Origin of the sequence: Brevundimonas sp., from assembly GCF_041688735.1 — a bacterium.
Classification (GTDB): Bacteria; Pseudomonadota; Alphaproteobacteria; order Caulobacterales; family Caulobacteraceae; genus Brevundimonas.
Genome location: NZ_JBDNHO010000021.1, coordinates 1 through 11,635 on the forward strand (window position 1 = coordinate 1; position 11,635 = coordinate 11,635).

At 66.4% G+C, this 11,635-nt stretch carries 11 protein-coding genes, 1 tRNA gene and 2 rRNA genes; 7 read left to right on the forward strand and 7 right to left on the reverse strand.

The window, feature by feature from the left end; genetic code table 11:
* The 3 genes from ACESMO_RS02710 to ACESMO_RS02720 form a co-directional block, all read left to right on the forward strand.
* A 23S ribosomal RNA gene (locus ACESMO_RS02710) occupies nucleotides 1-444 on the forward strand; the annotation flags it as partial.
* A gap of 81 nt (nucleotides 445-525) precedes the next feature.
* Nucleotides 526-640, forward strand: a 5S ribosomal RNA gene (rrf, locus tag ACESMO_RS02715).
* A 79-nt stretch (nucleotides 641-719) separates the two neighbouring features.
* Nucleotides 720-796 (forward strand) — tRNA-Met (locus ACESMO_RS02720).
* A 202-nt stretch (nucleotides 797-998) separates the two neighbouring features.
* Here the strand turns inward: ACESMO_RS02720 and ileS are convergent.
* Nucleotides 999-4,004 (reverse strand): isoleucine--tRNA ligase, encoded by a 3,006-nt coding sequence (gene ileS / locus ACESMO_RS02725; protein ID WP_372706647.1) that lies wholly within the window; start codon nucleotides 4,002-4,004, stop codon nucleotides 999-1,001.
* Between ileS and ACESMO_RS02730 the strand changes: the two genes are divergently transcribed.
* A complete protein-coding gene (locus ACESMO_RS02730) occupies nucleotides 4,003-4,179 on the forward strand; it encodes a hypothetical protein (protein ID WP_372706648.1) in 177 nt (58 codons plus the stop codon). The two genes, ileS and ACESMO_RS02730, sit on opposite strands and share 2 nt — an antisense overlap.
* An 8-nt stretch (nucleotides 4,180-4,187) precedes the next feature.
* Here the strand turns inward: ACESMO_RS02730 and ACESMO_RS02735 are convergent, their stop codons facing one another.
* The 3 genes from ACESMO_RS02735 to ACESMO_RS02745 form a co-directional block, all read right to left on the reverse strand.
* Nucleotides 4,188-5,144 carry a bifunctional riboflavin kinase/FAD synthetase gene (locus ACESMO_RS02735; RefSeq protein ID WP_372706650.1) on the reverse strand — a complete coding sequence of 319 codons (957 nt, stop codon included), beginning with the start codon at nucleotides 5,142-5,144 and terminating at the stop codon, nucleotides 4,188-4,190.
* A 1-nt stretch (nucleotide 5,145) separates the two neighbouring features.
* On the reverse strand, nucleotides 5,146-5,607 hold the full coding sequence (locus ACESMO_RS02740; RefSeq protein WP_372706651.1) for a MaoC family dehydratase: 462 nt from the start codon (nucleotides 5,605-5,607) through the stop codon (nucleotides 5,146-5,148).
* A 142-nt stretch (nucleotides 5,608-5,749) separates the two neighbouring features.
* Nucleotides 5,750-6,619 carry a TIGR01459 family HAD-type hydrolase gene (locus tag ACESMO_RS02745; RefSeq protein WP_372706652.1) on the reverse strand — a complete coding sequence of 290 codons (870 nt, stop codon included), beginning with the start codon at nucleotides 6,617-6,619 and terminating at the stop codon, nucleotides 5,750-5,752.
* A 952-nt stretch (nucleotides 6,620-7,571) separates the two neighbouring features.
* Between ACESMO_RS02745 and ACESMO_RS02750 the strand changes: the two genes are divergently transcribed.
* Complete coding sequence (locus ACESMO_RS02750; RefSeq protein WP_372706653.1) at nucleotides 7,572-7,919, forward strand: glycine zipper 2TM domain-containing protein; 348 nt, start codon at nucleotides 7,572-7,574, stop codon at nucleotides 7,917-7,919.
* A gap of 200 nt (nucleotides 7,920-8,119) precedes the next feature.
* Here ACESMO_RS02750 and ACESMO_RS02755 read toward each other — a convergent pair whose 3' ends face one another.
* Complete coding sequence (locus ACESMO_RS02755) at nucleotides 8,120-9,388, reverse strand: EAL domain-containing protein (RefSeq protein ID WP_372706655.1); 1,269 nt, start codon at nucleotides 9,386-9,388, stop codon at nucleotides 8,120-8,122.
* A gap of 106 nt (nucleotides 9,389-9,494) precedes the next feature.
* On the opposite strand from ACESMO_RS02755, the gene ACESMO_RS02760 reads away from it, so the two are divergent.
* Together ACESMO_RS02760 and ACESMO_RS02765 are read left to right on the forward strand one after the other, a co-directional pair.
* A complete protein-coding gene (locus ACESMO_RS02760; protein WP_372706656.1) occupies nucleotides 9,495-10,265 on the forward strand; it encodes an SDR family NAD(P)-dependent oxidoreductase in 771 nt (256 codons plus the stop codon).
* Nucleotides 10,255-11,190, forward strand: coding sequence for a lysophospholipid acyltransferase family protein (locus tag ACESMO_RS02765; RefSeq protein ID WP_372706657.1), 936 nt, complete (start codon nucleotides 10,255-10,257; stop codon nucleotides 11,188-11,190). The genes ACESMO_RS02760 and ACESMO_RS02765 overlap by 11 nt, the downstream gene beginning before the upstream one ends.
* Here the strand turns inward: ACESMO_RS02765 and ACESMO_RS02770 are convergent.
* Entirely contained in the window at nucleotides 11,157-11,300 is a 144-nt protein-coding gene (locus ACESMO_RS02770; protein ID WP_372706658.1) for a hypothetical protein, read from the reverse strand. The two genes, ACESMO_RS02765 and ACESMO_RS02770, sit on opposite strands and share 34 nt — an antisense overlap.
* 114 nt (nucleotides 11,301-11,414) lie before the next feature.
* Complete coding sequence (locus ACESMO_RS02775) at nucleotides 11,415-11,621, reverse strand: DUF2093 domain-containing protein (protein WP_372706659.1); 207 nt, start codon at nucleotides 11,619-11,621, stop codon at nucleotides 11,415-11,417.
* Between the last annotated feature and the right edge of the window lie 14 nt (nucleotides 11,622-11,635).

An 11,635-nucleotide genomic window follows, 5' to 3' on the forward strand; every position in this document is an offset into this window, starting at 1 on the left:
TAGGGATAACAGGCTGATTTTGCCCAAGAGTCCATATCGACGGCAAAGTTTGGCACCTCGATGTCGGCTCATCACATCCTGGGGCGGGAGCAGGTCCCAAGGGTATGGCTGTTCGCCATTTAAAGTGGTACGTGAGCTGGGTTCAGAACGTCGTGAGACAGTTTGGTCCCTATCTGCCGTGGGTGTTCGAAGCTTGAGAGGATCTGTCCCTAGTACGAGAGGACCGGGATGGACATACCTCTGGTGGACCTGTCATGACGCCAGTTGTGCAGCAGGGTAGCTATGTATGGAATAGATAACCGCTGAAAGCATCTAAGCGGGAAACTAACCTCAAAACAAGGCTTCGCTGAGGATCGTGGAAGACTACCACGTTGATAGGCCAGGTGTGGAAGTGGGGCGACCCATGAAGCTTACTGGTACTAATAATCCGATCGGCTTGATCGTTTCTCAGCAAAACTCATACGATTTTTTCAGCTACTGCTGAACTGACAATGTCTTCTCACAATCGTCTATCCGCCTGGTTGACCTGGTGGCTATGTCGGAGGTTCCCCACCCGATCCCATTCCGAACTCGGTCGTTAAGGCCTCCAGAGCCGATGGTACTTCGTCTTAAGGCGCGGGAGAGTAGGTCGCCGCCGGGTCTACCAGACGGATAGATGGTTGTATTTTGGGCTGTCGCCCATCTCTCGAACACTTCTTCCTTTACAACGCCGCTCTTGCCGCGGGATGGAGCAGCCCGGTAGCTCGTCAGGCTCATAACCTGAAGGTCGCAGGTTCAAATCCTGCTCCCGCACCCAAGATCTCAAAGCCCCGCCCGGTTCCGCCGGCGGGGCTTTTTGCTGTTTTGGCCCCGTTATCCGTCGCCGTCCACGCGGCGATTGCCGACCCCGGCACGGTCCGCGTGACGGTGCTGTGCGTCACCGAAGGTCGAGATGGACACCCGCGCAGGTCGGCGACGTGTCGCGGCCAAGTCTGGCATGTGGCGCTCGGCGTGGAGCCTCAGCCGGTCCGGGCATCCCACCAGCGCACTGTGTCGGCATCGCGCGCGCTGAGGTCGGGATAGGCGGGGTCGGAGCCGACATCCGGCACGCGCCGCCAAGAGCGGGCGCATTTGGGGTGAGACGATCGCGCGAACTTGACGGATACGAACGGCGCATCTGAATGTCTGAAGGCCTCTGTTGGGCCCTCTCCATCCTCGAACTCGATTCCGCTAACGATGAAGAAGTCAGCGGCGTCTTCGCCCGAGGCGAACCACGACCGTGGATCGGCTGACTCGCTATAGCCCGACGCTGATAGGTCCAGATAGACCTTTGGCCAAGCTTCAAGACTTGAGCCGATCAATTTGCTGGACCGCGCGAGTTCCAGCGCACCCATTACCGCGGAACGGACCTCGGTGTGACGTCGCCAAAGGAACGCGGAATCGTCAGAACGCCACGCATCCGGCGTCTCCGGGATCAACCGGGCGCAGTTGGAGCCGCCGTCCGGATACCGCGTGCCCCAGGCTTCCTCCATGGTGAAGGGCGTCAGGGGCGAGAGCCAGGCGGTCAGGCGCATGAAGACCTCATGCATCACCGTGCGCGCCGCGCGGCGGCGGATGGCGTCAGGGCGGTCGCAGTAGAGGCTGTCCTTGCGGATGTCGAAATACAGGGCCGACAGGTCATTGGAGCAGAACTCCAGCACCGGCCGCACGACGTCCTGGAAGCGGTATTCGGCGTAGGCCTTGCGCACGTCGCGATCGAGTTCCCACAGACGGTGCAGGATGAACCGCTCCAGCGGCGGCATCTGGTCGAGCGGCAGGCGTTCTTCCTCGTCGAACCCGACCAGGGCGCCGAGCAGATAGCGGACCGTGTTCCTCAGCTTGCGATAGGCGTCGACCGTGGTTTGAAGGATCTGTTTGCCGATCCGCTGGTCCTCGGCATAGTCCACCAGCGAGACCCACAGGCGCAGGATGTCGGCGCCGCTCTCCTTAATGATGACGGCGGGGTCGGTGGTGTTGCCCCGCGACTTGGACATCTTCTCCCCGTTCTCGTCCTGGGTGAAGCCATGGGTCAGGACGGCGTCATAGGGGGCTCGGCCGCGAGTGCCGCAGCCTTCGAGAAGGTTGGACTGGAACCAGCCGCGATGCTGGTCCGAGCCTTCGAGGTAGAGGTTCGCGGGCCAGCGGCTGGGGCGATCGCCGGTGTAACCGTGAGCCGGGTCGCGCGCCTCCAGGGTGAAGGCGTGGGTGCAGCCGCTGTCGAACCAGACGTCCAGGATGTCCTCGATCTTCTCGTAACGGGCGGGGTCGTGGGCACCGAGGAAGTCGGCGTCGGGACGGGTGAACCAGGCGTCGGCACCGCCCTGGGCCACCGCAGCGGTGATCCGGGCGTCGACCTCGGCGTCGACCAGCGGCTGACCGGTCTGTTTGTCGACGAACATGGCCAGGGGCGCGCCCCAGGCCCGCTGCCGGCTGATCAGCCAGTCGGGACGGCCCTCGACCATCGAGCGGATGCGGTTGCGGCCGGCCTCGGGGTGGAAGGCCGTCTTGTCGATGGCCTCCAGGGCCCGCTCGCGCAGGGTTCCGTCGTCCTTGAGCGACGTATCCATGCGGATGAACCACTGGGGCGTGTTGCGGAAGATGATCGGGGCCTTGGAGCGCCAGCTGTGCGGATAGGAATGCTCCATTCGGCCGCGCGCCAGCAGGTTGCCGGCCTCAATCAGTTTTTCGACCACGGCGGGGTTGGCGGGGCCGAATTTGCCGGTCTTCTTGCCCTCGGTCTCCAGCACCTTGAGGCCGGCGAACAGGGGGACGTGGTCATAGTAGGCCCCGTCGGGATCGACCGTGTCGGGCACCTCGTGATGGCCGTGGGCCTTCCATACCTCGAAGTCGTCTGCGCCGTGGCCGGGAGCGGTGTGAACAAAGCCGGTGCCGGTGTCATCCGTCACGTGGTCGCCGGCCAGCAGCGGCACGGAGAAGCCGTAGCCGGGCGCAAGGGCCGCCAGCGGGTGGGCGCATTCCAGGCCTGAGGGGTTCAGGTCGTCGACGCGGGTCCATGTCGCGATCTTGGCGGCCTTGAAGACGTCTTCGGCCAGTTTGTCGGCCACGATCAGCCGGTCGCCGGGTTTGGCCCAGGGCTCGAAGTCGAGTCCGGTCTCCATGGCCGTGACCTCATAGAGGCCATAGGCGATCTCGGGGCCGTAGCTGATGGCGCGGTTGGCTGGGATGGTCCAGGGCGTGGTGGTCCAGATCACGACCGACGGGCTGGCGTGGCGGAAGGCCAGCAAGTCGTCGGGATGGTCGTCGGTCGCGGCCATCACGGGGAATTTGACCCAGACGGTGGGGCTGACGTGGTCGTGGTATTCGATCTCGGCGTCGGCCAAGGCGGTGCGCTCGACCGGGGACCACATGACGGGTTTGGAGCCGCGATAGAGCTGGCCCGAATTCTTGAATTTGTGGAACTCGGCAACAATGGCCGCTTCGGTGCTGAAATCCATGGTGGCGTAGCGGTGGTCCCAATCGCCGAGGACACCGAGGCGCTTGAACTGTTCGCGTTGAACGTCGATCCAGCCGGTCGCATATTCGCGACAGGCCTGGCGGAACTCGGCCTTGGAGACCTCATCCTTGCGGCGGCCCTTGGCGCGGTACTGTTCCTCGATCTTCCACTCGATCGGCAGGCCGTGGCAGTCCCAGCCGGGGACGTAGTCGACGTCATTGCCGAGCAGGAACTGAGAGCGGACGACGAAATCCTTCAGCGTCTTGTTCAGGGCATGGCCGATGTGGATGTCGCCGTTGGCGTAGGGCGGGCCGTCGTGCAGGACGTAGAGGGGGGCACCCTCGGCCTGGCGCTGTTTGCGCAGGGCGGAATAGAGGTCGCCCCAAGCCTCGATGATCGCCGGTTCCTTTTGCGGCAGGCCACCGCGCATGGGGAAGGGCGTCTCGGGCAGGAAGACCGTCTCGCGATAGTCGCGGCCCCGGCTTTCGCCGGGGTGAGCGGAGGAGTCTGTCGTGTCGCCGGCGTCAGCCATGAAGTCTCGTTTCGTCGTGTTGATCGTTCGCGTGATTCATTTTGCGCTACCGGCCTTCGGCCTGTTTGAGCGCGAGTCCCGGCGAGCACGGGGCCTCTCGGCCCTGCGGCGCTACGCCGGGCGGCTAATCGAAATCGAGCGAAACACGCGGACGGTCATGGTGCAAAAAGTCTAGCAGGCGGTTCAGCGCGGCGCCAGCCGAAGCGCGTCGCGCGCCGCCGCCGCGTCCTCGCCGATCTGGACTTTCAGGGCCTCCAGGCCGTTGAATTTCATCTCGCCACGCAGGCAGGCGATCAGCTCGGTTTCTATCGTCTGACCGTAGAGGTCCTCGTCGAAGTCGAACAGCCAGACCTCGAGCAGGGGTTCGTCCAGTTCGTACATCGGGCGAACGCCGAGGTTAGCGACGCCGTCGATGACCCGGCCGTCCCATTTTCCGTTGTTTGGGAGGCGGGTACGCGTCGCGTAGACCCCGTAGGCGGGGCGCATGTAGTCGCCCATGCGGATGTTGGCGGTCGGCACGCCGATGGTGCGGCCGCGCTTGTCGCCATGGATGACCTCGCCCTCGACGGCGAAGGGACGGCCGAGGATGGCGGCGGCGCGCGGCATGTCGCCGGCCTTGAGGGCCTCGCGGACGCCCGAGGAGGATAGTTTCAGACCGTCGGGATCGTCGATACGGTCGACGACGGTGACGCCGAAACCCAGCGCCTCGCCATTGCGGCGCAGACCCTCGGGTGAGCCCGTGCGACCCTGGCCGTAGGTGAAGTCGAAGCCGACCGTGACGTGTCGGACCCCGAGACCGTCGCTCAGCACCCGGGTGGCGAAGTCCGCGTCGGACATCGCCGCCATGTCCGCGTCGAAGGCCAGCAGATAGAGCCGCGCCACGCCCAGCGGCTCCAGCGCGCGCGCCATCTGGTTGGCCGTCATCAGGCGGAAGGGGGCGGCGTCGGGTTGGAACCAGCGGCGAGGATGGGGCTCGAAGCTGACGACGGCCAGTGGCGCGTCCAGAGCCTCGGCGGAACGGTTAGCGGCGGCGATGACGGCCTGATGCCCGCGATGGACCCCGTCGAACGCGCCGATGGCGACGGCCGATCCCTTGAGCCGTTCGGGCAAATGCTGCCAGTCGGTGATGATCTCGACCAAGTCAGTCCTTCGCCGGGCGACGTCGGCGCGGAACGCGGACCGTGGCCACGCCGTCCATGACCAATTGGCCTTCGACAAAGCCCTCGCAGGCGAGTTCGACCCGAGCGCTCTCGGGGTCCACGGCGACCACGGAGACGCGAACCATGACGTCGTCGCCGATGCGGACCGGGCGGTGGAAGCCCAGCGTCTGGGCGATGTAGATGGCGCCGGCGCCGGGCAGGATGGTGCCGACCACGGCCGAGCCGAACGAGGCCGTCAGCAGGCCGTGGGCGATGCGGCCGCGATAGGCGGTCTTCGACGCGAAAGCCTCGTCCATGTGGACCGGGTTGAAATCGTCGGAGGCCTCGGCGAACTGGCCGATGCGCGCTTCGGTGACGGGGATGATCTTCTCCGCCGTCATGCCGACGTGCAGTTCCTCGAGGATGTATCCGCCGGAGGGGTGTTTTGTGACGAGTTCGATCATGGCCCGGCCTTAGCGTGATTTGACGTAGAGCGAAATCGGCCTTGCTTGCCTCCGGCGACCAAGGCCCGGATTTCGCTCCACTTTGATTCTGGACCATTGTCTGGATTCAGGTCGAACCGACCCGAATCCAAACTGGTCTGGCTCACCACATCAGATCGAGTGTGGCGTAACGGGCATAGGTCGTCTCGGCCTTCAACAGGTCGGCGGCGCGGCCGGCGTCCAGACGACCGTCCGGCCCGCGCGCGGCGTCGCCGTGGATGCCCTGGGCGACAAACAGGCAGTCCAGCGCCTGGCGATTGGCGCCCAGCACGTCGGTGACCACGCCATCGCCGATGCAGAGCACCCGCGACCGATCGACCGGACGGCCCAGCAGGCGTTGCCCCTCTGCCATGGCCAGTTCGTAGATCGGCCCGAATGGCTTGCCGGCCATGGTCACGCGACCGCCGAGGCTCTCGTACAGGTCCGCCAGAGCGCCGCCGCAGTAGATCAGCTTGTCGCCGCGCTGGACGACGCGATCGGGATTGGCGCAGATCAGCTCCAGATCCCGGGCCACGCCGGCGGACAGGCGTTCGCGATAGTCCTCGGGCGTCTCGGTCTCGTCGTCCACGGGGCCGGTGACGGAGATGAAGGCGGCGTCGGAGGCGTCCCTGGCCGTGACGAGGCCGAGGCCCTCGTAGAGCGGCCAGTCGCGGTCGGGGCCGATCATCCAGACCGGACCGGGCGCGCGTTTGGCCAGTACCATCCGCGTCGCGTCGCCGGAGGTGACGAAGGCCCGCCAGCTTTCGCGCGGCGCGCCGAGGCGATCCAGCTGGGCGACGACGTCCGAGGCCGGGCGCGGGGAGTTGGAGATAAGGACCACATGCCCGTGGTCCCGGTTGAAACGGCTCAGGGCGTCGCAGGCCGCAGGCCAGCTCTCGCGGCCGTCGTGGATCACACCCCAGACGTCGCAGAGCAGGATGTCATAGTCGGCGGCGATGTCGCCGAGACCGTTCAAGGCGTGGGGGAGGGTCATGGGGGGCTGATAGCGGGTTCGGGGTTGGCGGTGAAGGGTCGGGAGCGGTGAGCTTTCATGGGTGACTTTCGGTTTGCTTCTTCCCCTGCGGCAGAAGGTGGACGGCGGAGCGGCTCGGATGAAGGGGCTGTTCCGCAGGCAAGCGGGCGGGACCAGACGCGGTCCACGGACGGATGGGTGTCCCACCCCTCATCCGCCCCCTCCGGGGGCACCTTCTCCCGCAAGGGGAGAAGGCAGACGCGCTGAGGCGCCGCCTGCGCAAAACAGGCGGTTGGGGAGGGCGCGGGGCGGCCGGGCCTCGCCCGGTGATTGGATAGAATTTACCGTTTCGACGAAGCTGACCGGCCCCGCGCAATCGTTTTCCACGCGCTCTCCGGCTGGCGGCCCTTGCTTCGGGCCTTACCGGATCACCGCCCGGACCATTGCTGGACCGGACGAGGGAGGGACATGACGAAGTCGGCGGTCCCGCCTTCAGCGCGCGGCGAGCAGGCAGGCGGCATCCATCACCGACCACAAGGACCCCCGAAGTCTCCATCCTCCGGGCTTCATCGCTCGACCACAGCCCGCCGACATCGAGGCGTTGGATCCGACGCCCTCCCCACCGACGGGATGAGGAGAGTCTAAGCGCGGTTTCAACCCGGGCGGGCTGGTGACGCTGAGATTTTTGAAGGGTGAGGAAAATCAGGGGGTTGGTCGCGCGAGATGTGCCGACGGTCAGCGGAATGCCAGCACAACCGCCACCTTCTCCCGTTGGGAGAAGGTGGCGCGCGGCGCCGGATGAGGGTCGACTGGTCGGAGCGGCGAAGCCGCCCTCGGGCAACCGCCCCTCACCCTTTTGCGCAAGGACGGCGGCGACGCCGCCGTGCGCTCAAGCCCTCTCCCGGCGGGAGAGGGGCCGGAACCGCAGCGTCCGCCCGACGTTCGCTAGCCGGGGCCCAGAGGGAGAGACGCGATGCGAGCCGTTCTGACCATGACCGCCGTGGCGGCCTGCGCCGCCGTACTGAGCGGCTGCGCCACCACCCGCGACGACCAGGCCTCGCGATGTGAGCGGGACTACGCCGAGAACCGCCGGTTGGTGACAGGAACCGGGGCGGCGCTGGGCGCGGCGGTCGGGGCGGCGGTCGCCGGCCGTGACAACCGCGAGCAGGGCGCGGTCATAGGTGCCTTGGCCGGGGCCCTGATCGGCAATCAATTGTCGGCGGAAGACGATCCCTGCGGTTATGGCTTCGGCGGGTATAATCGGGATGGGCGATATGGTCGCGAGCGGGTCTACTGGCAGGACCAAGATCGGCGCTGGTAGCGTGGGCTTCCTTCTCCTCTTGCGGGAGAAGACCATCCCCGCAGGGCCGGATGAGGCGTCAGACACCCAGGTTGAGCAGGTGTCCTCCTGATCACTCGGCGGTGGCCGTTGGATCGTCGGAAAGGCCGCTGTCCCTCCCCTTTTCCGCCCCCTCCGGGGGCACCTTCTCCCTCAAGGGGAGAAGATATTCTTGGGCTGCCCTACCCCATCCGCTGCCGGTGGTCGGCGCTGCGCAGGGTCGAGCGGATGAAGTCGGCGGGGGGATCGGTCTCGGCCAGCACGGCTTCCTTGATGGCGCGGGGTTCGCCGAACAAATGGCCCTGGCCCATGCCGACGTCGAGTTCGAGGATGTCGACGATCTGGCGCTCGGTTTCGCATTTCTCGGCGATCAGCTCGATGCCGTAGCGGCGGGTCAGGCCGGCGAAGTCGGCGGCGGAGATGTCGCGCAGGGACGGCAGGGCCGAGGCCGCGTCGGTGTCCAGCAGGGTTTCGATCAGCAGGTCGGCCGAGACCTTCATGAATTTGACATCGGACCGCTGGAGGTCGGCGAAATCGAGGTCCAGCGTCTGAACCTTGTCGATCGAGAAGCGGAAGCCGAGATCGGCGAGCTTGGCCATGTTGCGGGCCTCGATCGCGCCGCGCGCGTCGAACGTCGCCTGACCCAGTTCGAAGATCAGGGCCTGGTTGAGGTCGCGGTTCTCGCTGAGGAAGTCGAGGAACTGGGGGAAGAAGGTCTCATCGCCGAGCGACGACAGGGCGACATTGCAGAACACGCCGACCTTGCGGTCCTGCCGCGCCAGACGGCGGACGATCTGGGCGCAGCGGAACAGCAGCAGATTGTCGATGGCGGGGACCAGGCCCTCGCCCTCGGCGACCGAGAGGTATTCGGCCGGCATCATCACCCGGTCGTCGGCGGCGCGCAGGCGGGTGAAGCTCTCATAGAAGATGGTCCGGCGCTGGGGCAGGCTGACCACCGGCTGGAGGTAGAGGTCGACGCGGTTCTCGGCCAGGGCCGCGTGAATGGTCTGAAGCAGGACGTTCGACTGCTGCCGGTGCCGGGCCTCGAACGGGCTGGCGGGCGGCGCCTCGGAGACCCGCTGGTCGATCGACTCGCTCATCTGCTGGATCAGCGTTTCCAGCATGCGCACCTCGCCCGACAGCTGTTCGGTCGAGGACAGGGTGCCGGTCTCGATGGCCTGGGCCAGTTCGGTCAGGGCCCCTTGCGTCGACTCCATCGCGTCGGCGAGCAGGCGGTGGGCCTCGCGGACCTGATCGATTTCCTTCTTGAGGGCGGCGCGCTCGGTCCGGCCCGTCAGCCAGGCGTGCACGGCGACGAGCAGGCCGAGGGTCGCGATGGCCCCGGCCGCGCCCGCTCCGGTGCCCAGACCGGCGCGCCAGATGAAGGCCCCGACGGTCAGCGCCAGGAACAGATAGCCGAAGACCAGAAAACCTTGGGTGAGGGCGCGCATGAAAGCGGTCGTTCCGTGTTCCCGGATGGAATCGCTCGAGTATCGGGGTATCAGAGCAGATCGCCTAGAGTCCGTGAACGGATTCCCCCTGCTTTCGAGGTTAACGATGGAATTGTTTGATCTGACCGGCAAGGTCGCGGTCATTACCGGCTCGTCCAAGGGCATCGGCAAGGCCATAGCCGAGCGCATGGCCGAGCATGGGGCGCGGGTGGTGATCAGCTCGCGCAAGCCCGGGCCGTGCGACGAGGTGGCCTCGGCGATCAATGCGAAGCACGGTGAGGGCAGGGCCATCGCCATCCCCGCCAACATCGCTTCCAAGGAAGACCTGCAAAGGCTGGTCGATGAGACCAACGCCGCCTTCGGCAAGATCGACATCCTGGTCTGCAACGCCGCGACCAATCCCTATGCCGGGCCGATGGCGGGGATCACGGACGATCAGTTCGGCAAGATCCTGCAGAACAACGTCGTCTCCAACCACTGGCTGATCCAGATGGTCGCGCCGCAGATGCTGGAGCGGCGCGACGGGTCGGTGATCATCGTCTCGTCGATCGGCGGGCTGCGTGGCAATGCCCTGATCGGCGCCTACAACATCTCCAAGGCGGCGGACATGCAGCTGGCGCGCAATCTGGCGGTGGAGTGGGGGCCGTCCAACGTGCGGGTCAACACCATCGCGCCGGGCCTGGTGCAGACCGATTTCGCCAAATACCTGTGGGAGAACCCCGAACTGCTCAAGCAGGTGACGGACCCCGCGCCGCTGAAGCGGATCGGCCAGCCGGACGAGATCGCGGGCGCGGCGGTCTATCTGGCGGCTCCGGCCTCGGCCTATATGACCGGCCAGACCCTGGTAGTGGACGGCGGGATCACGATTGCCTGGTGAGGATCCGAAACCGGTCAGTCTGAAGCAGGACCTGATCTGGCGGCTGGAGGCGGCCGCCTTCGCCGGCTTCATCGGCCTGATGCGGATGCTGGGGGTCGAGCGGGCCTCGGCGCTCGGCGGCTGGCTGTTGCGCACCGTCGGGCCGAAGACGGGGACCCAGCGCACGGTGATGCGGAACCTGCGTATCGCCTTTCCCGACATGCCGGTGGCCGAGCGCGAGGCGCTGGCGCTGGCGCAGTGGGAACAGACCGGCCGCGCCTTTGCCGAGACGGCGGTGATGGACCTGCTGGTCAAGCAGAACCGGATCGAGGTGGTCGGGCTGGAGCGTCTGCATGCGATCCGCGACAGTGGCAGGCCGGTGGTGTTCGCGGGCGGCCATTTCGCCAATATCGAAACGCTGGCGGCGACCATCACCGGCTCGGGCGTGCCGTGCCAGATCACCTATCGCGCGGCCAACAACCCCTATGTCGATGCCCAGATCATCGCCGCGCGGGCGCGTTATGGGGTCAAGCTGTTCGCGCCCAAGGGCGGGGACGGCGCGCGCGAACTGCTGGCCGGAATGGCGCGCGGCGAGTCGGTGGCGCTTATGAACGACCAGAAATTCTCGGAGGGGCCGGAAGTGACCTTCTTCGGCCAGCCAGTCAACGCCGCGCCGGGTCCCAGCCGTCTGGCGCTGCGGTTCGGCACGGTGTTGCAGCCGATGTCGGTAGTGCGGCTGCCGGGCGTGCGGTTCCGGCTGACCGTCTATGAGCCGATCACGCTGGAGAAGACCGGCGATCGCCAGGCGGACATCGCGCGCGGTGTGCAGGCGATCACCGGCTTCATCGAGGATCGGGTGCGCGAAAGCCCGGTCGACTGGTTCTGGGTCCACAAGCGCTGGCCGGACAAGGTTTATGCGGCGCTGACGTCCTTGTCGCCCGACTGATCTCGCGCGCGGCGCGGGGCGCCCGAATACGAGCCGTCACGGACGCGGCGGCGGTCCGGACCGAAGAAGGCCTCCGCCTTGATGAAGGCGCGGGTGTTGACGATGATCATGGCGCGCGGCCAGGTCGAGGTCTGTGGGTGGCCCGGCCTGTAATGGCGCTGACAGGTGGGGCGAGGCGATCAGGCCGGCGCCGCCGGCGGCCAGAATCGTCCGGCGGTCGAGGGTCACGGTTGTGAAGCTCCGACCAGTCGCTCCAGCGCCTCGCACGGTCCGGCATAGGGTTCCTGACGCAGGGAAGACCAGTAGCGCAGCGTCTCAAGGGGGATGGCCTTGCCACTGGCGGCGCAGGTCACGAACCGGCCCGGTTTCAGCACGGCGTATTCGCCGTCGCCGTAATGCAGGGTGGCCTGTCCGGTCGCGCTGTCGCTCATGGCCGCAGGCTAGA

Excerpts from the sequence above, each read along its gene's own strand:
- ACESMO_RS02730 (WP_372706648.1), top strand. The coding sequence starts at position 4,003 with ATGAAGTCTCGTTTCGTCGTGTTGATCGTTCGCGTGATTCATTTTGCG.
- ileS (WP_372706647.1), bottom strand. The coding sequence starts at position 4,004 with ATGGCTGACGCCGGCGACACGACAGACTCCTCCGCTCACCCCGGCGAA.
- ACESMO_RS02740 (WP_372706651.1), bottom strand. The coding sequence starts at position 5,607 with ATGATCGAACTCGTCACAAAACACCCCTCCGGCGGATACATCCTCGAG.
- ACESMO_RS02745 (WP_372706652.1), bottom strand. The coding sequence starts at position 6,619 with ATGACCCTCCCCCACGCCTTGAACGGTCTCGGCGACATCGCCGCCGAC.
- ACESMO_RS02750 (WP_372706653.1), top strand. The coding sequence starts at position 7,572 with ATGCGAGCCGTTCTGACCATGACCGCCGTGGCGGCCTGCGCCGCCGTA.
- ACESMO_RS02755 (WP_372706655.1), bottom strand. The coding sequence starts at position 9,388 with ATGCGCGCCCTCACCCAAGGTTTTCTGGTCTTCGGCTATCTGTTCCTG.
- ACESMO_RS02760 (WP_372706656.1), top strand. The coding sequence starts at position 9,495 with ATGGAATTGTTTGATCTGACCGGCAAGGTCGCGGTCATTACCGGCTCG.
- ACESMO_RS02770 (WP_372706658.1), bottom strand. The coding sequence starts at position 11,300 with ATGATCATCGTCAACACCCGCGCCTTCATCAAGGCGGAGGCCTTCTTC.
- ACESMO_RS02775 (WP_372706659.1), bottom strand. The coding sequence starts at position 11,621 with ATGAGCGACAGCGCGACCGGACAGGCCACCCTGCATTACGGCGACGGC.